Below are 20963 nucleotides of genomic sequence, written 5' to 3' on the forward strand. Positions count from 1 at the left end.
ATAAATTATAATGCCTCATGATGAGCATGTCAGTGCGCAGTGCTGATATAGGGAGTAGGCCATGGGCGGTTTCGAGAACTCGGTTGAGGAAGCTCAGCCTCGAGAATGGGCCTGGCCGTCCCCCGCACCGGGGGATGCGGATTTCGAGCACCTCTCGACCTTGGCCAGCGATATTTTCGATGTGTCCTCGGCGTTGCTTTTCCCGGAGAATACGGACTGCAACTGTATGAATCTCCGGCCGGATTTGGAACTGACAGCCTCTGCCCGCAGGGCACTGTGTTGCTTCGTTGTTGATAGTAACGCGCCACGACTCATTGAGGATACGTTCGAACTATCGGCCTCCGAAGACGCTTTTCCTCTTGACCTGATTCCACAGGTTCGTTTCTTCGTTGCTTACCCGCTCTATCTGCAGGGCCCTCATCCGGTAGGTGCCCTATGTCTTCTGAACGATGCTCCTCGGGAGTTCGATGATCAAGCCTGGCGTTTGTTGCGTGGTTTGGCGCAGCAGGCGGAGGCGCTTTTGCGATTACACGCCCAGTGTCATCAAAAAGCACAGGAACAAGCCCGTAGTCGCAAGCTCTCGATGCTGTATTACAACGTGTTCGACAGCTGCCGTGAACCCATCTACGTGCGCAATCGCAGCGGTGATTTTCTGGCGGCCAATCGCGCAAGCTTTGAGCTGGTGGATGAAAAGGCTGGGGTAGAGGATCTGTCCGGGCAGGTGCGTCTAAGTGATTATTTTCCGCCGGAAGTCGTGAAGCGGCTTGAACAGGGAGAGCGGGAGGTCATTGAGCATCACGAATCGCGCAGCGTGCTGTTACCGCCCATCAAGGATCGTCAGTTCGAGATCACCATATCACCCTTGATCGACGAGCAGGGCGATGTGCGCGGCGTGGTATCCGTGGCCCATGATATCACCGAGGAGCATCGCCAGGCCCTGCTGCTCAAGGTGTTGCATCAGGGCATCACCGATTATCAGGCGCTGATGTCCGGTGAGCGGCTGTGGGATTTTTTACTTCAGGCCCTGCGCAAGCTGACCCTGAGCGACTATGGTCTGATCGGCGAGGTGATCGATCAACAAGGCACCCCGTCCTTGAGGATTCATGCGATCACCGATCTTATCTGGGACGAAGAGTCGCGAGTGCTGATGCAAGGGCTGCGCAGCGGTGATGTGCTGCTGTCCAACTCGAAGAGCCTGCTGGGTCGCGTATTTGCCCAGGGTGAAACGGTCGTGACGGATGATCTTTATAGTCAGCCCAAACAAGGCGGCTTTCCGCCGGACAACCCGCGGCTGCACAACTATCTGGGCGTCCCCATTTATGATGGTGAGGTGCTGATCGGCATGTACGGCATTGCCAATGGTCATCAGGGTTACGATGAGGCGCTGCTGGAGCGCTTGAAGCCTTTCACGGCGACCTGTGCGCTATTGATCAATCTTTACCGCCAGTTCGCCGAACGCGAACAGGTAATGCAAGAACTGGCCCGTGCCCGGGATGAGGCGGAGCGGGCCAGCCAGGCCAAGAGCGAGTTTCTTTCCGGGATGAGTCATGAACTGCGCACGCCCTTGAACGCCATTCTGGGATTCGCCCAGCTACTGTTGAACAGTCGTCGATCTCCTCTGGACGAGCGTCAACGGCGACAGGTGGCCCACATTGAAAAAAGCGGCCTTCATCTGCTGAATCTGATCAACGAAGTGCTCGATCTATCGCAAATCGAAGCAGGACGACTGCAACTGTCTCTTGAGGCCGTTTCGCTGCAGGTCGTCATTCAAGATGTCGTCGAAACCCTCTCCGCAACGGCCAGCCAGAGCGACGTCACCATCGAGTTTGACGAATGCACCGAGGATTTGAGGGTGCGCGCCGATTACACCCGTCTCAAGCAAGTGCTGCTCAATCTGCTTTCCAATGCCATCAAGTACAATTCGCGCCCGGGGCACGTGCATATCCGCTGCCGCCCTCGGCGGGAGATCCTGCGCGTGATCGTCAGCGATACCGGAACGGGCATTCCCCAGGAGCGTCATGACGAACTCTTCCAGCCGTTCAGTCGACTGGGCGCGGAGCACGGCGCCATCGAAGGCACCGGTATCGGTCTTTCTCTGACCAAGAAGCTGGTCGAGCGCATGGCTGGAACCATCGGCGTCGACAGTCGTCACGGTCAAGGCAGCGATTTCTGGTTCGAGTTGCCATTGGCCTTGGAGGATAAAACGGCCTCGGGTGTTTTAGAAGACTCCAATCAGACCACTTTGAGGTCTCATACACAGCGACGTTGGCAAGTGCTGTACGTCGAAGACAATCCCGCCAATCAGCGCCTCATGGAGGACATCTTCATCGATTACCCCATGCTCGAGCTGCACGGTGCTGCGAGCGCCGAGGCAGGCATGAGGCTGTTGCAACGCCAGCCCATTGATCTGATTTTGATGGACATTCATTTGCCGGGAATCGACGGTTACCAAGCCTTGAGCCGGCTGCGTCAGGACTCGCGCTTCACGGATCTGCCGATCATCGGGTTGTCGGCCAACGCCATGCAGCGCGACGCCCATCGCGATACTGCCATCGAGTTCACGGACTTTCTGTCCAAACCCCTCGATATTGCAGCGCTGCTCAATGCGATATCGACGGCGCTGCCAGAGAGCTTGGTACTGTCATGAAGCTGTCCAACTGTGAGAAAGAACTCGTCGGCAAACATGTGCTGATCGTTGACGATCAGCCGGTTAACGTGGAACTGCTGGAAACGCTGCTCGAAGAGCACGGGTTCGAGAACATAGAAGGATTGTGCGATCCACGCCGGGTACTCGAGTACTGTCAGCAGCGGCGTCCCGACTTGATTCTGCTGGATATTCGGATGCCATATCTGGATGGTTTTCAAATACTCGAGCAGCTCGACGCACAATTCGACGAGCAGAGGCCCGCGGTCATCGTACTGACGGCGCAGATCGACGATCAGACCCGCCAACGGGCCTTGAGCATGGGGGTTCGGGACTTCTTGAGCAAACCCCTGAAGCACGATGAGGTCATTCAGCGACTGAACAATGTGCTGTCGGTGCAACATCGTTATCAATTACGTGATCGGGAGGCGGAAGTGCTCGAGTTGATGGTGGCCGAACGTACCCGGCAGCTGGAGTATCAGTCGCACTCCGATCCTGTTACCGGCCTGCCCAATCGACGCGCACTGCTGCAGCATCTCGACGTCCTTGCACGCTCCGGGCGTTCGATCGGGCTGCTGTTCATCGCGTTGGACAGCTTGAATGACATCATTCGCCTGCATGGTTACAGCGTCAGCGAGGCGTTGCTATGGGAGTTGGGGGATACGCTGCAACACCACCTCGAGGAAAAGCACTATCTCGGGTTATGGGCCGGTAGCGAGCTATTGATCGTTTGGGCGGACGCGCCGGATGACCGGGTCTTGAAGCACTTGGCGCAAAAGGTACATGCCCTGGTGCATACGGATCATCGAGTTGGCGAACTGCTGCTGCCGCTCAAGGCGCGCATCGGGCTTCATCACGGCGTTGGCGGAGAGCCGGAACGGCTGGTGCAAATGGCGGTGCTGGCGCTGCCGCGTCCGGGAAAATCGCCAATACAACGCTATACCCGAGAGCTCGAAGCAGCCCAGCAAAAACAGCTCAGTATGCAGCAGGCACTCCATGGGGCGGTATCTCGCGGTGAGTTTTCACTCACTTTTCAGCCCAAGGTATCTCTCGCAAGCGGCTGCATCCAGGGAGTCGAGGTCTTGCTGCGTTGGTTTCATCCTCGCCTGGGATGGATGTCTCCGGAAGAGTTCATTCCTCTCGCCGAGGCTTCCGGCGATATCCTTGGCATAGGGGAATGGGCGCTGGAAGAAGCCATTCTTCAGGCAGCACATTGGTATACCCAAGGATTGCTCGAGGATGCTTTCGATGTGGCCATCAATGTATCCGTGCGACAGCTGGTGCAAGAGGGATTTGCCGACCAACTGCTGGCGTTGCTGACGGATCACGGCTTGCCTCATGAACACCTTTCCCTGGAGATCACCGAATCCGATCTGATGGTGGATGTGGAAACCGCACGGGCGCAGTTACTGAAGCTGTCCCAATCCGGCGTGCGTATCGCCATCGATGATTTCGGTACCGGCTACTCGTCCCTTGCGTATCTGAAGACGCTGCCGGTATCGGTACTCAAGATCGATCGCGCCTTCGTGGAAGGGCTGGTAGAAAACGTCGACGACCAGCGTTTGGTCAGCATGATTCTGAGTCTTGCTCACGGCAGTGGTTGTCTGGTCGTGGCGGAGGGCATCGAGACCCGGGCGCAGGCGAAACTGCTGGCGCAAATGGGCTGCGATCAGGGGCAGGGCTATTTCTACCTGCCGCCGCGAAGCGCCAATGAGCTGATGGCTTGGTGCCGGACTCAAACGCCTGCCTGTAAACATCTAGGAATTCGGGTAAGCAACTGAAAAATATTATTATTTATTAGGTTATTTGCAAGCGCAATGAGTCCATTTACGCTAGTCATTTGCCCTTTGCGCGGCCGCTGTCGATAGTCAAGGTGGACATCAACACAATAACGCAAGGAGCCTGCCATGCAGTTGCCATCATTGATCGAGATTCCCAACGGAGAAAAAGTCACCCCTACGTTCTCCATGGTGAGATGAAAAGCCGTCTCGACAAGCTCAGAAAGTACATGGCCGACCAGCAGATCGATGCGGCGGTTTTCACTTCTTATCACAACATCAACTACTTCAGCGATTTCGTTTACTGTAAGTTCGGTCGCGACTACGGTCTGGTGGTCACCCAGGACTCGTTCACCACGGTCACCGCCAATATCGACGGCGGGCAGCCTTATCGGCGTAATCGGCTAGGCGATAATATCGTTTACACCGACTGGCAAAAGGATAATTTCTTCAAGGCCATCAAGCAGCTTTGCGGTAACAGCAAGCGTGTCGGTGTGGAGTATGATCACCTGACCCTGCAGAACCAGCAGAAAATGAAGGATGCATTGGGTGGCGTCGAGTTCGTCGATATCGGCGTGCCCACCATGAAGATGCGCATGCTCAAGTCTTCTGAAGAGATCGATCTGATCCGCAACGGCGCCCAGGTGGCGGACGTGGGCGGTGAAGCGATACGTGATGCGATCAAGGCTGGCGTGCCGGAGTACGAAGTCGCTTTGGCGGGCACTCAGGCCATGGTACGCGAGATTGCCAAGCGCTTTCCCCACGGCGAGCTGATGGATACCTGGGTATGGTTCCAGTCCGGTATCAATACCGACGGCGCTCACAATCCGGTCACCAGTCGCAAGGTGCAGCCCGGCGACATCCTGAGCTTGAACACCTTCCCCATGATTGCCGGCTATTACACGGCGCTCGAGCGTACGCTGTTCTGTGAGCACGCCTCCGACGAGCATCTGCGTATGTGGGAAGTCAACTGCAAGGTTCACGAGCGTGGTCAAGAACTCATCAAACCTGGCGTGCGCTGCTGCGATATCGCTCACGAGCTCAACGAGATCTTCGCCGAGCACGACCTGCTCAAGTACCGCACCTTCGGTTACGGTCACTCCTTCGGCACCCTGAGCCACTACTATGGCCGCGAAGCGGGTCTAGAGTTGCGCGAAGACATAGAAACGGTTCTCGAGCCCAACATGGTCGTGTCCATGGAGCCGATGATCATGATTCCGGAAGGTCAGCCTGGCGCCGGTGGCTATCGCGAGCATGACATCCTGGTAATCCACGAAAACAAGACTGAGAACATCACCGGCTTCCCTTATGGGCCGGAACACAACATCATCAAATAATCAGTTGTAGAAAGGGGGGGCAATAGCTCCCCTTTTTGTGTGCTCCATTAAAAAAATAACCGGAGCGTTTTCGCAACCAGTGCGAAAACTCGCATGGGAGAGGTAACAATGTCGAACAACAGCACAGAGCAGAAAGCATCTGCCCAGAATACACAGCCTCATGAAAGCGTGGAGGTTCCTCGATTCACGGGCAAGGATCTTCCGCCGGTTGGCCGGTTGATTATTCAGTTCGCGCCGCCAATAGCGATCATCGCCCTCATTGCGACGGTGCTGATCAATCCTGATGGTGTGGCCGCCGTCATTTTCGATATGCGAAGCTTTGTAACAGGCGGATTTACCTGGATGTTCATCCTGTATTCGCTTTTTGCCGTGGCGGTGTGTGCCTGGCTTGTATTCAGCAAAGTTGGTGGAAGGGTTCGATTGGGTGGGCCGGATGCAAAATCCGAGCACAGCAATTTTGCCTGGTACTCGATGCTGTTTGCTTGCGGCCAGGGCATCGGGCTGATTTTCTGGTCGGTGGCAGAGCCGATCATGCTTCGTGATGAAAGTCCTGTCATTCAGTCAACGGCAGGCAATGTCGCCGAAGGTGGTCTCGTCTGGGCGTATTTCCATTGGGGCTTCACCGCCTGGGCCATGTATTGCGTCGTGGCGGTGTGTCTTGCCTATTCTCATCACAACTTGGGCAAGACCCTGACCTTTCGCGAGGCCACGGTGGACATTCTGCCAAAGTGGGCCCAGGGCGGTGCCGGCGTGGTGGTGGAGTTGCTGGCCATCATGGCCACGATACTGGGTTTGGCGACGTCCTTCGGGTTCGCGGCACTGCAGTTCAGCTCCGGAATCACCTCCTTTACTGGGATTGCGTCGACGCCGGCGGTTTGGTTGATTGTTATCCTTGGATTGGCAGTTCTCACCGCGGTCTCGGCCTTTTTCGGTATCAGCAAGGGCATGCGCGTAATCAGCGAAACGAACTCGATCCTCAGCGTCGTTCTGGTCGTTGCTGTTTTTGTGTTTGGCCCTACGCTATTTATCATTTCCAACGTCACTCAAACCTTTGGCTCTTTCTTTACCAATTTTGTGGCCATGAGCTTCTGGACGGACGCCCCGAGTACCGCTGAGCCGCTGGCATCCTGGCAGGATAGCTGGAACGGCTGGTGGACCGTATTCATCTGGTGCTGGGTTATTGCCTTTTCACCTTTCGTTGCGGGATTCATCGCGCGTATTTCCCGTGGTCGTACCATTCGTGAATTCGTGATTGGAGTGACCGTCGTTCCTTCTCTGATCGTCATGGTGTGGATTGGGGTTCTTGGATCGGCTGCCATTTTCTACGACGATAACACCGGTCGTGGGATTTCGGCGGCGGTGGGCGAAAACGTTTCCAGCGGACTGTTCGCAATGCTGGAATCGATACCCATTGTCGGTAGCCTCCTGCTCGTCGTATCGACCGTATTGGTAGCAACGTACTATGTCACATCGCTGGATGCCGGCACCTACGCGCTATCAGATTTCGTATCCTCACCGAAGAAGTCAGGGGCGTGGTTTCGAGTGGTGCTGGTGGCCAGTATTGCCGCCGTCGCGACACTATTGCTGACCGTGGGGGGAAGCGCCGTGGTCGATACGGTGCAGACCGGTACCATTATTGGGGCGTTCCCCTTCTCCATTGTCATCATGCTCATGATCGCCAATATGATCAGGCGGCTCTTGAAGAGGGACCGGTCGACCAAGCAGCTGGAAAGGGCGGTCAACGATCCGGATCCCAACGTCAAGTTGCACGTGGATGACAACGGTGAAGTGCAGGCAGCCCAGAACACGGCAAATCCGAATGGATTGGCGTCTCGATAACAGATTGAAACCAATAGGTATCGAGGTTAGTTGCAATGAAAAATGTCAAGATTGAAAACCTGGACTGGGTGTCCTACAAGGAAAAGACGGAGAAGGGGCAGTGTCGAATCATCCTGCCAATCGGTGCGATCGAGCAGCATGGCCCGCACATGTCCCTAAACCCGGACGTGTTGATACCCAGTCATATTGCCGAGCAGGTGGCACAAAAAAGCGACAACATGCTGGTGGCGCCGGCCATCAGCTATGGCTATAAATCTCAGGTGAAATCCGGTGGCGGCAACTTCTTCCCGGGCACGACCTGCGTCTCGGGAAGTTCTCTAGAACAGTATGTCTATGACGTATTGCTGGCCTATGTGAATCATGGCAATCGTGAGTTTGTCCTGATCAACGGCCACTTCGAGAACTCCATGTTCCTGTGCGAGGCTGCCGACAAGCTGGTCAAGCACTGCGAGCTACGCAACCTGGAAGTGAAGGTCTACCTGCTTTCCTACTGGGATTTCATCAGCGAAAACACCATCGCCAAGGTGTTTCCCGATGGGTTCACCGGCTGGGCCGTGGAGCATGGCGGCATTCTGGAAACCTCCATCATGCTCGAGCTTCATCCAGAGCTTGTGGACATGGACAAGGCGGTACACGTCGAGCCCGCCACGTTCCCGCCTTTTGATGTGTTTCCATCCGATCCGAGCTGGGTGGCAGAGAGTGGAACGCTCTCTTCACCGGTAGATGCCACCGCTGAAAAAGGGCGCTGGATACTGGATGAGTGTATTGAGGGAATTTCTAGGCAACTGACATAAGGGCCCGGCGGCCACGGCTAATGAGGTATCGTCAATCACAGAGTCTCGTAGCGACTCTGCTCCAGATTGGCGATGCCTGTTCTAATGAAGTCCAGGGCGCGGCGGGCGGCGGCACCCAAGCGCTCATTTTCGTAATAGACGCCGATGCAGACATCGTCTAGTTTTGGTAGCTGTGCGCTTTGCTCCAAGCTGGTCAGTTGGGTGGGAATGGTGGAACGTGCCATCACGGTGATACCCAACCCGGCCTCTACCGCTGAAAGTAGTCCTAACAGACTCGGACTGGTGTAAACCATCCTGTGCGGTTTGTCATGAGCGTTTAGGACTTCTTCGATGATGCTGCGATAGACACACCCCTGAGGATAGCTGACCACGGGGATGTTCTCTTCATGTGACAGCAGATAATTGCGTGCCATGACCCATTCTAGGGGCTCAATGCGATAGTCTCGCCGGTCGCGCTGCTCGTTTTCTTTGACCTTTTCCATGATCAGCACGATGTCGTAAAAGTGCTGTTGATAGCGCTGCTGAATGGCCTTGCTGATGTCACAGTCCACTTCGACTGCAATATTGGGATAAATTTTGGTGAAGCTTCGCAGCACCTTGGTCAGAAACGCCAGCTCAAAATCGTTGGGTATGCCGATTCGAACCTTCCCCGAGACACCTTCACCTTTTATCTTGTGAATGATTTCATCGTTGATCTCGAGCATTTGCTTGGCCGAGGCATACAGGTATTCACCGTCAGCGGTCAACGCCAGGCTGGTACCCCGTAGGAAAAGCCGCGTGTCGAGTATTTCTTCGAGTTTCTTGACTTGCAGGCTGATGGCGGGCTGAGAGCGCCCCAACAACTCCCCTGCACTGGTAAAGCCTCCCAAGTCCTTGATGGTGACAAAAGTTCTCAAAAGATCCGTAGGTATGTTTTTCATTATTATCCCTCCCTATTGGCATGCATGATGACGGCATTAGCCTTATAAATTGGTTTCCCTTACCTCGCTGCCATAACGTCAATTATCACAATGGTATTCGTTGCAACTCCACTGACTCGAGAAGCAAAGACATTCCTGTCTCAACAAGTTCAATCACAAGAGGATTTGGTTCATGGATTCCTGGGTATTATCTACCTTCCTGGTATTGACCATCTACATGTTAGTACATGCCGGTGCCGCCTATGTGCGCCGGGAGCTCAAGCGCAAACAACAACAGCAAGAGAGGCAATCGTGATGGATGGCTATCAACTATTCAATTGGGGCCTCTTGCTGATCACCTTCGGGCTGATGATCTATTTGGGCTATTTGTCTTCGCGCATGATGAAAGAGGGCGATGAAGGTGGCTTCTTGCTGGCAGGGCGTTCTCTTGGCGCTTTTGTGGGAGCCGGTACCATCGTGGCCACGGGGTTCAGCGGCTGGGGGTTCGTAGGCTCACCTGGCGCTACCTATCAGTTCGGGGCCATTGAGATACTTGGCAACTTCTTCTTTGCCCCGGCCATGGTGATTGCAGTGCTCTACTTCGCCAGCTTCCTGCAAGCCAAGGCGGTGGATATGGGCAGCAACACCATTCCTGAGTACATCGCGCAAATTCATGGTGGTGGCACCCTGGGTCGAGCGGTACAAGGCTTGGCGGCAGTAATCACCATCATACTGCTGCTGGTGTTTCTGACCAGCCAGATCAAGGCGGTGGCATTGCTGGGCGCCAACTGGCTGGATATCGAAATGACTAACAGTGCCCTGCTGATGGTCGGCGTCATCATCATTTACACCATGTTAGGCGGCCTTGCGGCGGTGGCTTGGACGGACACTGTAATGGTCTGCGGCATGGTCGTCGCGGCAGTACTGATCATCGTGCAGATTCTGACCAGCGTAAGCTTGGGAGAGTGGGAGACCGCACTTAACGCAGCGGACCCGGAGTTCTTGAATCCTACGACCGGTGCCCACTACGGTGACAGCCCGGCAGCGGTATTTCTGGTGTTGCCCTATGCCTTCCTGTTCGCGGCGGTACTGCCCTTCATGGCGGTGCGTTTTCTGGCCTTCAAGCCGGACGTCAAGCTGCACAAGATGGGCGTCTATGTTGCGTTTTTCGGCGCGCTGCTGAGTCTCGTGCCCGTGGTGGGGCTCTATATGCGCATAAAAGTGCCCGGTTTGACGGACCCGGACAATGCCATGCCGGTCTATCTCGCGGAGTTCATGCCGCCGGCGTTAGAGGGCCTGATCACCTTGTTCATCCTGTTCGCCATGAAGTCCACCGCAAACTCGCTGCTGCACACCGTGGCCTCGGCAACCTCTCACGATCTGCGCCTGGCGCTGTTCGGTAACCTTTTCCAGCGCGCGTCCCTGGTGCTATGGATCAATCGTTTCGCGGTGGTCATTCTGGGTGTCGTGGCGCTGCTGATGATGCTCTACGCGCCACCTTTCATGCTTTCCTGGCTTGGCATCCTGGGCACCGGCACGCTGCTGGCCAGTCTGATCGGACCGGTGTTCATCTCCACCTTCTGGCAGGGCTCCGCCTGGGGCGCGATCGTTGCCATGCTGGCAGGCTTTTTCACCAGCGGCTACATGATGCTGTTCGCCGACGTTGGTTGGCTGATGGGTCCGCTCACCGGCTGTGTCGTTTCTTCGATCTGCTACGTGGGTGTGTCCTTGGTGACTAAACGCACGGCCTACCAGAAAGCCGTGGCGTGAAAACGTTGCATAATTACCGGGGCTCCATGGAGCCCCGGTGATGCGTGCAGAATCGAACGGTGGGATTTTTACGCGGTTTATTCCTTCGTCCACTTGATCTGAAACTCGATTTCTTCTTCGTTTTCTTCTCGTTCATGCTCGATGCTGTAGATCGCCCGCACCGGAACATAGATTCTTTCACCGGCAATACTGATTTCAAACTGTTGCCCCTTTTCAAGGCAGTCCGCAAGCCGGCGCAGCTTTGCGACGAAATCGGCGGTGGGATAGCTTTTCTCGATGTCTCTTTCTGTCTTGTCGTTCATGATCGTTTCCTGTTATTCAGTAATGGTCTGTTTTGTAGAACCTCTTTTTGCAAATAGGTCGGCAAGTTCATTCAGATGATCCACGACCAGATCCGCATCCTTGGCGAAGCGATGGTTGTCACCATAGCGATATAAACAGCTCAAGACTCCAGCGGCCTTGGCAGTTTGCAGATCGAAAAGAAAATCGCCCACGTAGATGAGTTGTGATGCCTTGGCGTCAAAATGATCGGCGATCTTTTCTAGCCCGTCCGGGCTTGGTTTGGGGGCGCAATCCTCCCGAGTCAGGGTCAGGTCGATGGGGATGTGCAGGTTGCGCCTGGCAAGCTCCATAGCGGAACGGGTATTGCGGGTGAGAATGGCCGTATTAAGGCCAATGTCGTGGAGCGTATCGAGCAGTTCCCTAGCCCCCGGCATCCAGGTTGCCGCTGATGCCCCTGCCATCTCATGACGATGAATGACTTGATGCGCCAGGCGAGCTTCGGCGTCGTCTTTCAAGGTGGCGATATGCTCGAGCAGGCCGATATCGTCGGGGAAGCCAAGTTCGCGACGAATGGCGGGGAAATCCAGACGTGAATCGATCAGAGTTCCGTCCAAGTCAAACGCCACGACGGTTATGTTCGCAAGGTTCAGCACGCAGGCGGCTCCTGTGGCAGGAATAGGATGAAGAAAAAGGTAAATTAAGTTCTATTACTATTTCTGACATCGTCAGCGTCAATTCCAATACTTCCTTAACAATAACCTTCGGGAACTATCGATGCACAAAAAACGATCGAAACTCGACCCCTATGTTTTCTGGCCGGCCATCGCCGTGCTGCTGATAATTACGGCGCTGCTAGCCAGCTTTCAGGAAACCCTTGCGCCCTTGATGACACAGACATTGAGTCTGATCACTCATCAAATGGACTGGGTCTTCGAGTTTCTGACCTTCGGCATCTTCATCATGCTGCTGTGGTTTGCCCTGGGGCGCTATGGAAAAATCCGCTTTGGCGGACACGGTGAGCGTCCGGCCTTCGGCAATTTCAGCTACGGTGCCATGCTGTTCTGCGCCGGAATGGGCACCAGCATCATGTTCTGGTCCATCATCGAGCCGATGTACTACTACCAGGGCCCGCCGTTTCAGGTAGATGCTCAAAGCGCCGATGCCGTAGAATGGGCGCTGACCTACGGGCTTTTCCACTGGGGGGTATCCGCCTGGTGCATCTATACGCTGCCGACAGTCGTAATCGCCTATTCGCTTTACAACAAGGGCAACAAGTCGCTGAAGATTTCTCAGGCTTGCAAGGGCGTGCTCGGCAGCAGGGCAGACGGTTGGCTTGGGCGTATCATCGATATTTTCGTGATCTGGTCCCTGGTGGGCGGATTGGGCACCTCTCTAGGACTTGGCGTGCCGATGATCGCTGCCGGCATCGGCGATATCTTCGGCATCGAGCAGTCTACCCAGCTCAGCATCATCATTATTTTAATTTGGTCGGTCATTTATTTGACCAGCGCCACTCTGGGACTGGAGAAGGGCATTAGCAAGCTGAGCAACATCAACGTCTATCTTGCAGTGACGTTGGCGCTGTTCGTGTTGCTGGTAGGACCGACGAGCTTTCTGTTTTCCTATTTCACGGACAGCTTCGGTCGCATGGCCCAGAACTTCCTGCGCATGAGCTTTTACACCGACCCGATTCATAAAGGTGAGTTTCCCCAGAGTTGGACGGTATTCTACTGGGTCTGGTTTGCCTGTACCGCGCCATTCCTAGGCCTGTTCGTGGCGCGAATTTCCAAGGGGCGCACGATCAAGTCCGTCATTGTCAACATGCTGGCCTGGGGAACCCTGGGTGGCTGGCTGTATTTCGCCGTCATGGGCGGCTATGCCATGCACCTGCAGCTAAGCGACGTTTTTGACGTGGTGGGCAGCATGGCGGAGGTCGGTGATGCTCAAACCATCATCAATGTGCTCAACACCCTGCCTCTGAGCAAGGTCGTGGTCGTTTTCTTCGTCATTCTCGGCTTCATCTTCCTGGCCACGTCCCTCGACTCGGCGTCTTTCGTGCTGGCTTCTACCGCCTCCATCGGTGAAGAAGACGGTGAAGAGCCGGCGACCTGGCATACGATTACCTGGGGCATCCTCATGGCGGTGCTGGCGATATCCCTGCTGCTGATCGGTGGGTTGAAGGTCGTACAGTCCTCCACCGTCATCGTTGCGGTCCCGGTACTCGTCATTTATTCATTATTGATCATTTCCATTCTGTGCTGGCTGCGCCAGGACCACGACCTACAGGGAGAGTAAAAGTGGGTGTTTTCGATGTTGACTATAGCAAGCTGCATGAGCGTACGGATCTGCCCTATGCGGTCCGAACCATTGAGCATGCGCCCATCCCGCTTGCGGATGGCATAGTGCTCTCCGCCAAGCTATGGCTGCCAGAAGGCCTTGCCACGGCCCGGGGCGTAATATTGGAATATTTGCCCTATCGCAAGGATGAGTTCACTGCCCTGCGCGATGAAATCCGCCATGCCTATTTCGCCGGCTGCGGCTATGCCGCCGTACGAGTGGACATCCGCGGCACCGGCGATTCTGGCGGGATCATCCAGGATGAATATCCGTGCCAGGAACAGGAAGACTGCCTGGAGGTTTTCGACTGGATTGCGGCTCAAGAGTGGTCCGCGGGCAATATTGCCATGATCGGTAAATCCTGGGGTGGCTTCAATGGCCTGCAGATGGCGACGTACAATCATGCGGCGCTGAAAACCATCGTCAGTCTCTGTTCCACGGATGATCGCTACGCAGACGACGTTCATTACCGCGGTGGCACACTAATGGGTTCGGACATGCTGTGGTGGGCCTCTACCATGTTCGCCTATAACGCCCGCCCACCCTTTCCGCGTTTCGTCGGCGACAAGTGGCGGGAGATGTGGCTGGAACGCCTGGAAAATACGCCGCCCTTCGTCGAGACCTGGCTCGAGCACCAGGCCCGGGACGACTATTGGCGCCAGGGCTCGATCTGTGAAGACTACAGCGCCGTGCGCATTCCCGTATTGACCATGAGCGGTTGGGCGGACGGCTACACCGATGCGGTGTTTCGACTGATGGATAACCTTGACGTGCCCAAGCGCGCCATCATCGGCCCTTGGGCCCATGAGTTTCCCGACCTGGCGATCCCCGGCCCGCAGATTGGCTATTTGCAGGAGTGCGTCAGCTGGTTCGATCGCTGGCTGGCAACCGACGCCAACGATGAGCCCCATGAAGACAGCTTCGTCGTCTATCTGCAGGACAGCGTGGCGCCGCAGACGACCTACGATTACCGGCCGGGGGAGTGGGTGGACCTGTTGGCAACGCAGATCGCGAGCGTTGATGTCATGGCGTCTCTTACCGGACAGCAGGCGCTTATCAATCGTCAGCATCATGGCCTGTATTCCGGCGTGTTCTGTCCCTTCGGGCAGGAGGGGGATCTGCCGGACGACCAGACCATCGACAATGCGTTGGCCACGTCGTTTACCCTGGCACCGGCTCAGGAGCCGCTCAATATTCTTGGCAAGACGCGGGTCAAGCTGCGACTGAAGAGCGATCAACCCACCGGCAACGTGCACGCGCGATTGACGGACGTCTCCCCCGCGGGTGAAAAAACCTACATCACCGCGGGCCAGTTCAATCTCACCCATCGGCACTCACATGCTAAACCCGAAGAATTGCCGGTTGATGAATGGTTCGACGTCGAGTTCGGCCTGGACGTCATCGGCTACCGGCTGCCGACAGGGCATCGGCTGGAAATCAGCCTGAGCCCTATTTACTGGCCGCAGATCTGGCCCTCGACGGCAGTGGTCGGGCTCACGATCGACCTCGATTACAGTCAGGTACTCGTGCCTCAGGCGAAAGCGCCGGTAGTCACCGAGCTACCCTTCATGCAGGCAGAAACCGCCAAGCCTCTTGCCAAGACCATTCTGCGGGAAGGCAGTCGTACCCGTCGCGTCATCAAATCCCTGACTACCCGAGAGTGGCTACTGGACGATTTTTCCGACGAAGGGCTGCGAAGGCTGGATCACAACGGCATCACCTACGGCACCAAGAACCATAATCTCTGGCGCATCTGCGAAAACGAACCGCTGAGCGCCGTGACGGAATCGAACTGGGAAGTCGATCTGAGTGACGCGGATATCAGTATTCACGTGGATACCCAGAGCCGCCTGAGCTGCGATGCGGACAACTTCTACCTGGTCAACAGTCTGCAGGCCTATGAAGAGGGCAAGGAGGTCTATCGCAACACCTGGGAGAAGACGATTCCCCGGCGTTTTTGTTGATCCGCCGTTTTGATAGCAACATGCCGATCATCGCAGGTCATCGGCCATGAACTGAGGTCCGATGCGCTTCTAGCATCGGACCTCATTTGCTATTGCTTCACCAACGATAGAAAGTCGTCATCAGGCGATGGTGAAGTAGTCCGCCATATTGGCATTGATGTCGTCCGCGGCCACTCCGGTCATTAGAATTTGGGTCTGTTCGCCCAAGTCGATCACGGCGCCTGCGTCGGACTCCGTGACGCGATCTGCTAGGTCAGAAAGGCTTTCGATACCCGTGTCGTTGATATCGGCGGACAGAATGAGCTGATCGTTTTCGACGGTGAAATTATTGATCTCGTCGCTGCCGTCGCCACCGATATAGAAAATCTCGGTGCTGCTGCCGTCGATGGACTGGCCGTCCTCATCGGCGCTGCCGAAGATGACGTCGTTACCGCTCTGACCCTGGATCTGGTCCGCGCCGGTGCCGCCCTGAAGCCAGTCGTCATCCGCGTTGCCTTTGAGGATGTCGTTGCCCTCGTCGCCGAAGATCACGTCGTGGCCGGTACCGCCGTGAAGGATATCGTCGCCGGTATCGCCGTACAGGGTGTTATCGCCGGACTTGTCGCCGAAGATGGCCACGAGGGTATCGTCTCCCGGGCCGCCCAGCAGCTGGTCGTTGCCTTCTCCGCCCCTCAGCATGTCGTTGCCTTCTCCACCGTCCAGCCAGTCGTTGCCGGCCCCACCGTGGATCAGATCGTCGTCGCCTTCGCCGAGAATTGCATCGCTGCCATCTCCACCATAGGCGACGTCGTCGCCATCGTTAAGATGGGCTATATCGCTGTAGTCGCCAAGGCGAAGTCCGTCGTTTCCACCCCGTGCACGAACGATGGAAGAGTCGCTGCCAAAGATGATCTCACCTTCGTCAGTACCATAAGTCAGACCGCTGGCTTCTTGAATAAAGGACATAGTGCTTCCTTTTATAAATAGCATTTCTGCATTTTGTGGATGCATTGAATCGCGCTTGGCACCGCCTTCGAGATTGAATAGGCCGATAGTTCGTTGGCCAAAGTAGTCGGCGGCTGCGTCAAGTGCAGGCGGAATGATAGAGGTTATCGTTTGGGTTGGTAACCTATTTTTGTAGTGTTTTGTTGGTGGGAAATTTTATGTTATCTAATGTATCAATTGTCTGGTGAAAGAAGGTTTACTTATTTGATCGTTTGTATCGCCGGCCTTTGGGCGAGCATCAAGGGATTGTCAAGGGGCGGGCCAAGTTCCGGCAGGGGGCGCTCGGCGCTGTCGTCGTAGCCCACCCGGTAACGAGCACGGTTGATGCACACCCGCAAGAGCCGTGGAGTAAACAGATCGAACTGGACAAAGCTTTTCGCCAGATGCGGATGGCGCCGCTGATAGGTCAGCAGCGTTTCCCCCAGCAGGGGATAGAAGGCGCTTTCCGGATAGTCCAGGTCCCGGGCTACCAAGGGTGAGATGAAGCGCAGGGTGGTGATCAGATAGCCGGTGACCAGATCGTGAATCAAATAATGCGCGGGCAGGTGGGTCAGTGCCTTTGCCGCAACCTGAGGCAAACCGGCCTTTACTGCCAAAGGCTCTTCCCATAGCCGCAGGTCGCCGTGAAAATCCTTGATGGCGCCGGCGACCGGCGCGTGTCGTTCGAGTATCACGGTCAGATTCTGGCCGTGGGCAATCACCCCCACGCCATAGGCGCACATCAGATGATAAAGCGGCACTGCGGTAACCTCGAACAGCCGGCGCAGCCACGTCTCCACCGAGAGACCTGATTGGCGAATATGGGCGCCGATCAGGCTATCGCCCGCCATGTCGCTGTGCATGAAGGCCGCCAAGGGGCGGCTCAGCTGATCGTCTTTGAGTCTCGCCTCCAGGCTTTCCCGCCAGATGGCGCCGAGCATTTCCTGGTAGCGATAGGGGGTACCGGATAGCGCTTGCTGCCAGGGGGCCGGGCAGTGAATGCCCGCAAGCTCCCGCTGGACGATCAAAGGCGACAGCTCGGGATCGTTTTGGGTCAGCCGTGTGAGCCAATCGCTCAAGATCGGGCCGATGGCGATATAGCGCCCGGGGATGCCGCGAAAGCAGGAGGTGTTGAGTATCGTCAGGGCCAGCTTGATGTCGGCGTCGCCCGGGCCACTTAGAGTGCGTAGGGAGAGCTGGGCGCGATAGTCCCCCTGCAGTTCGCCAAAATCGATAAGTGCGCTGCTCGCCAGGGACTCCGCGTACTGAATGGCGATATGGTGCTGCCACTGCCAAGGGTGTACCGGCAGCAGGCGCACCTCCTTCAAACTCAAATTCTGCTGTGCCAGGCATTGGCGAACATAGTCTAGATCCTCCGCGGACAAGGAGGCTTGCCATAGCGCCTGCCAGTCATCGACTTCGCTGATGGCGCTGGTGCAGTCCTGAATGCGCACCCCGAGCCAGCGCAGCTCGATGGGCTCGCCGGCCTCTGGGCTGTAGCGGGCAAGCTCGTTTATCCCCCAGCCAATTCTTCCTTTGCTGGCCAAGAGCTTGGGATGGCCGTCCAGCAGGCTTTGCAGGGTGATGCCGTCCAGCGTAGACAGCTCAAGTGCGGTCCAGCGCTGCTGACGCTTCAAGGTCTGAACGTCGCTGTACAGGGTGTTGTTGAGCTCTGCCAGCAGATTGCCCAGCAGAATATCGTCGATGCCAAAGCTCGTCTGGGCATCTAGCAAGAACTGCTGCGGGCTGTGGGCCGGCACGCCGTTGCGGGTGATGCTGTCCGGCTCGATGACGAGCCAGTCCCAGAGGCCTCGCGTGGCGCGAAAGCGGTAGTGCACCGCGTCGGCAAGCGCGACAAGAAAGCCGTCCTCGCGAGCGATCGCCTCCAGGCTGCCCTCGAAACAGGACTCCGCCAGGGCCTTAGCCAGCAGGCGCCGATTGGCAAGCGTCAGCAGCTCTGCGTCGGTCATGCTTGCCCGCCGAAGAAATCTTCCCTTGTGCAGCTGAGCAGCATCGAGCGCTTGTGGGGGAAGTCGAACTCGTAGCGCTTCTTCCAGGCGTTCAGCGGGTAGGTGTAGCGCAGGATGGCTCGATTGTCCGTGCGCGGCTCGCCGAACAGGGTCTGGCAGCGGGGCTCGCGCAGAAACAGATAGTGGCTCAGGCCATACAGCCAGGCGAGGGTGTTGGCCTTGCCCAGATGGGTGGTTTCACCGACCAGCACATGAATGCCCTGATCGAAGGAGCCGTGCTCGCAGTAGGGGGCCAGGCGATCCTCTGCCACCCAGTAGCCTTCCAGATAGGCGAAAGGCTGGTCGTCGAAACAGCCGATCAAAGGCGTGCAGTGGGGGTCCGCTAGCCGCCCTCGAATCATCTCGTCCAGAGCCTCGCGATCAAAGGGATACTCCCAGAAGGCGGCGACCCGAGGATCGTTCTGCCAGCGGTGAAAGCGCTCGCCGTCTTCTTGCACATCGATCAGGCGCAGGCTGAAGGTCTTGCCGATCTCCGGCATGTAACGCCGGTAGTGCTCGCCCGGCGGATCGACAGGCCGTTTGGGATGGGGGACGCCGTCAGTTGTGGTCATGACGGTCGGGTGCTCGGTTAGCAGTTGCGGCGCCAGATGGCGTTGGCGTTCGTCGCTTTGCACAATGTGGTCGGTCATAGGTCGGCAATCGGGTTGGGCATGGGGTGATAAAGGGAAAGCGGGTCCGCCATGGTGTTCTCGTTGATGGCCTGAAAGGCGCACAGGAAGTTACCCTTGGCCCATAGATCAGGGCTTTCCAACAGATAGTCCAGCAAGGCGCTATCGCGAACGCCTTGAGCTCTCAGGTCCACTAAAAAGTCGCGTAGCTGACTCAGGTAATCGCGTTCATCGCCAAGCCCCGCCCCGGCAAGGCTTGCGATCACGTTGAAGGTAGCGTTGACGATCAGGTAATAGCCCAACAGCCGAACGCCCATCTCTTCCGGTATCAGGTTGTCGCTGCGCTCCACCAGTTGGCCCAGTTCGGGGCCGTAGCATTTCGTTGCCAGCGCCGTATAGCCGGTGCCCTGGCAGTCCCGAAACCAGGCGCGGGTCGGCATCAGGTCGTCATCGAGTTGCAATAGAATGTTCTGCTGATGAGCGCCGAACAGCAGGCCATAGTCTGCCTGAGCGATCAGTAAGGGTTCCATCGCAACCTGCAGAAAGGCAGTGAACCAGGCGCGTACGCGTGGGCTAGGGTTGGCTGTCTGTAGCAGCCGCTGGGCCAGACGCGAGACGCCCGTACGCGGGTCGTCCTGCAGCAGGGTGGCGAGCATTTCGACTTGATGCGCGGCGTCACCGACAAAAGGATTGTCCCGCCACAGCATTAGGGTCTGGGGCAAGAGCTGTCCGGCGTCATCGACAATCCCCAGACCCATAGGCTCCTGAAGAAATTGAAACTGCGGAAACCGCGCGGCGAATTCCGCCAAAGGCCGTGAGTTCAACACCTGATGCAGGACAGCACCGCGATAAAACTCGCTGGGCTGCAGATGGCGCAAGGAGTTGGTCAGGCGCACGCTGAGAGAGAACTTCAGCATCCAAGGGCGCTCGGGGTGCCAGATGCTGCGCACCGAGGAGGTGGCGCGCCAGTGCGAATCGGCTTGCCCCAGATAGGTCAGCGCGCCGCTGTGGCGAAGTTCCTTCAAGGCCGGGTCCGTCTGCCAATGGCGATGCTGATAGGGATGGCAGGGGATAATCAGATGCGTGGCGTCGATCTGATCCTGCCAAGGGTTGTCCGGCAACAGCTGATCGATCAACGCCTGGGGTTCGAGGTCCGCGCCGGCACTGAAACTCACGTGAGTCTTTGCTACCCGATACCAGCACAGAGGAAACGCGGCGGCGTATTCCGGGGCATAGCGGCGAGTATCCTCGGAGCTGAAGCCTTCTCGGGCCTTTGGGCAGGGATGGATCGAGTGGCCGATCAGCAGTGCGGCTTCCGAGTCGATGAAATCCAGCACCTGGCGAAAGGGCCGATCCAGATTCGGTTGGGCATCGAGGCTGTGACGCAGATTGGCCAGACTATCCAGCACCCGCGCCTTCAGTGCTTTTGCCTTGGCGGGGGTGCTCAGCGCCAGCAGATCCGGATGACGCAGTACCCAGGCGAGAGCCTCACCAAAGCCGATCTCATAATCATCCAGCCGCAGCGGCCCGTTTAATCGATGGCGACCGGCGTGGGAAAGATGCCGATAGGGAATCCGCAGAGTATGCGTGCCGTCTGAAATGGCCAGATGGTGTGGCTCGATCTCGTAATGAGGCCATTCCCGCAGCAAGGCATTGAAGAAGCAGCTGGCTGCAGCCTGTTCCGAAGGTGTCATTAAGGAGTATCTCAAAAGCCCGAT

General features: G+C 56.7%; 16 protein-coding genes. 9 read left to right on the forward strand and 7 right to left on the reverse strand.

Annotated features, from left to right (window positions below; genetic code table 11):
• Positions 1–61 precede the first annotated feature (61 nt).
• The 5 genes from CH74_RS00500 (at position 62) to CH74_RS00520 (ending at position 8392) form a co-directional block, all read left to right on the forward strand.
• Positions 62–2647: an ATP-binding protein gene (locus CH74_RS00500; RefSeq protein WP_053070576.1), complete on the forward strand. Its 2586-nt coding sequence runs from the start codon at positions 62–64 to the stop codon at positions 2645–2647.
• A complete protein-coding gene (locus tag CH74_RS00505; RefSeq protein ID WP_048305527.1) occupies positions 2644–4425 on the forward strand; it encodes an EAL domain-containing protein in 1782 nt (593 codons plus the stop codon). The genes CH74_RS00500 and CH74_RS00505 overlap by 4 nt, the downstream gene beginning before the upstream one ends.
• A 194-nt stretch (positions 4426–4619) precedes the next feature.
• Positions 4620–5759 carry a M24 family metallopeptidase gene (locus CH74_RS00510; protein WP_172656287.1) on the forward strand — a complete coding sequence of 380 codons (1140 nt, stop codon included), beginning with the start codon at positions 4620–4622 and terminating at the stop codon, positions 5757–5759.
• A gap of 108 nt (positions 5760–5867) precedes the next feature.
• The gene (locus CH74_RS00515; protein ID WP_048305528.1) at positions 5868–7598 is read left to right on the forward strand and encodes a BCCT family transporter; all 1731 of its coding nucleotides are present in this window, start codon (positions 5868–5870) and stop codon (positions 7596–7598) included.
• Positions 7599–7633: 35 nt separating this feature from the next.
• Complete coding sequence (locus CH74_RS00520) at positions 7634–8392, forward strand: creatininase (protein WP_048305529.1); 759 nt, start codon at positions 7634–7636, stop codon at positions 8390–8392.
• Positions 8393–8427: 35 nt separating this feature from the next.
• Here CH74_RS00520 and CH74_RS00525 read toward each other — a convergent pair whose 3' ends face one another.
• Entirely contained in the window at positions 8428–9312 is an 885-nt protein-coding gene (locus CH74_RS00525) for a LysR family transcriptional regulator (protein WP_048305530.1), read from the reverse strand.
• 172 nt (positions 9313–9484) lie between these two features.
• Between CH74_RS00525 and CH74_RS19765 the strand changes: the two genes are divergently transcribed.
• The gene (locus tag CH74_RS19765) at positions 9485–9607 is read left to right on the forward strand and encodes a hypothetical protein (protein WP_298379817.1); all 123 of its coding nucleotides are present in this window, start codon (positions 9485–9487) and stop codon (positions 9605–9607) included.
• Positions 9607–11061, forward strand: a complete 1455-nt coding sequence (locus CH74_RS00530) for a sodium:solute symporter (RefSeq protein ID WP_048305531.1) — start codon at positions 9607–9609, stop codon at positions 11059–11061. The genes CH74_RS19765 and CH74_RS00530 overlap by 1 nt, the downstream gene beginning before the upstream one ends.
• Positions 11062–11138: 77 nt before the next feature.
• On the opposite strand, the gene CH74_RS00535 is transcribed toward CH74_RS00530, so the two are convergent.
• Positions 11139–11363, reverse strand: a complete 225-nt coding sequence (locus CH74_RS00535) for an amphi-Trp domain-containing protein (protein WP_048305532.1) — start codon at positions 11361–11363, stop codon at positions 11139–11141.
• Between the two features lie 12 nt (positions 11364–11375).
• On the reverse strand, positions 11376–11996 hold the full coding sequence (locus CH74_RS00540) for an HAD family hydrolase (protein WP_253272868.1): 621 nt from the start codon (positions 11994–11996) through the stop codon (positions 11376–11378).
• A gap of 121 nt (positions 11997–12117) precedes the next feature.
• On the opposite strand from CH74_RS00540, the gene CH74_RS00545 reads away from it, so the two are divergent.
• Positions 12118–13638, forward strand: coding sequence for a BCCT family transporter (locus CH74_RS00545; RefSeq protein WP_048305533.1), 1521 nt, complete (start codon positions 12118–12120; stop codon positions 13636–13638).
• Between the two features lie 2 nt (positions 13639–13640).
• Positions 13641–15644, forward strand: coding sequence for a CocE/NonD family hydrolase (locus tag CH74_RS00550; RefSeq protein WP_048305534.1), 2004 nt, complete (start codon positions 13641–13643; stop codon positions 15642–15644).
• Between the two features lie 120 nt (positions 15645–15764).
• On the opposite strand, the gene CH74_RS00555 is transcribed toward CH74_RS00550, so the two are convergent.
• From CH74_RS00555 to CH74_RS00570, 4 genes are all read right to left on the reverse strand, one after another.
• On the reverse strand, positions 15765–16589 hold the full coding sequence (locus tag CH74_RS00555; protein ID WP_048305535.1) for a calcium-binding protein: 825 nt from the start codon (positions 16587–16589) through the stop codon (positions 15765–15767).
• Between the two features lie 239 nt (positions 16590–16828).
• Positions 16829–18577 carry an IucA/IucC family siderophore biosynthesis protein gene (locus tag CH74_RS00560; protein WP_048305536.1) on the reverse strand — a complete coding sequence of 583 codons (1749 nt, stop codon included), beginning with the start codon at positions 18575–18577 and terminating at the stop codon, positions 16829–16831.
• Positions 18574–19266, reverse strand: a complete 693-nt coding sequence (locus CH74_RS00565) for a GNAT family N-acetyltransferase (RefSeq protein ID WP_053070577.1) — start codon at positions 19264–19266, stop codon at positions 18574–18576. The genes CH74_RS00560 and CH74_RS00565 overlap by 4 nt, the downstream gene beginning before the upstream one ends.
• Positions 19263–20939 (reverse strand): IucA/IucC family siderophore biosynthesis protein, encoded by a 1677-nt coding sequence (locus tag CH74_RS00570; protein WP_048305537.1) that lies wholly within the window; start codon positions 20937–20939, stop codon positions 19263–19265. Before CH74_RS00570 ends, CH74_RS00565 begins: the two co-directional genes overlap by 4 nt.
• Positions 20940–20963: the final 24 nt, after the last annotated feature.

The organism is Halomonas sp. PR-M31, from assembly GCF_001039575.1.
In the GTDB taxonomy this organism is placed as follows: domain Bacteria; phylum Pseudomonadota; class Gammaproteobacteria; order Pseudomonadales; family Halomonadaceae; genus Modicisalibacter.

Bases quoted from the DNA above. Each gene is read 5' to 3' on its own strand.
- CH74_RS00555 (WP_048305535.1), bottom strand. From the start codon at position 16,589: ATGTCCTTTATTCAAGAAGCCAGCGGTCTGACTTATGGTACTGACGAA.
- CH74_RS19765 (WP_298379817.1), top strand. From the start codon at position 9,485: ATGGATTCCTGGGTATTATCTACCTTCCTGGTATTGACCATCTACATG.
- CH74_RS00535 (WP_048305532.1), bottom strand. From the start codon at position 11,363: ATGAACGACAAGACAGAAAGAGACATCGAGAAAAGCTATCCCACCGCC.
- CH74_RS00570 (WP_048305537.1), bottom strand. From the start codon at position 20,939: ATGACACCTTCGGAACAGGCTGCAGCCAGCTGCTTCTTCAATGCCTTG.
- CH74_RS00530 (WP_048305531.1), top strand. From the start codon at position 9,607: ATGGATGGCTATCAACTATTCAATTGGGGCCTCTTGCTGATCACCTTC.
- CH74_RS00525 (WP_048305530.1), bottom strand. From the start codon at position 9,312: ATGAAAAACATACCTACGGATCTTTTGAGAACTTTTGTCACCATCAAG.
- CH74_RS00515 (WP_048305528.1), top strand. From the start codon at position 5,868: ATGTCGAACAACAGCACAGAGCAGAAAGCATCTGCCCAGAATACACAG.
- CH74_RS00560 (WP_048305536.1), bottom strand. From the start codon at position 18,577: ATGACCGACGCAGAGCTGCTGACGCTTGCCAATCGGCGCCTGCTGGCT.
- CH74_RS00510 (WP_172656287.1), top strand. From the start codon at position 4,620: ATGAAAAGCCGTCTCGACAAGCTCAGAAAGTACATGGCCGACCAGCAG.
- CH74_RS00565 (WP_053070577.1), bottom strand. From the start codon at position 19,266: ATGACCGACCACATTGTGCAAAGCGACGAACGCCAACGCCATCTGGCG.
- CH74_RS00505 (WP_048305527.1), top strand. From the start codon at position 2,644: ATGAAGCTGTCCAACTGTGAGAAAGAACTCGTCGGCAAACATGTGCTG.
- CH74_RS00500 (WP_053070576.1), top strand. From the start codon at position 62: ATGGGCGGTTTCGAGAACTCGGTTGAGGAAGCTCAGCCTCGAGAATGG.
- CH74_RS00545 (WP_048305533.1), top strand. From the start codon at position 12,118: ATGCACAAAAAACGATCGAAACTCGACCCCTATGTTTTCTGGCCGGCC.
- CH74_RS00520 (WP_048305529.1), top strand. From the start codon at position 7,634: ATGAAAAATGTCAAGATTGAAAACCTGGACTGGGTGTCCTACAAGGAA.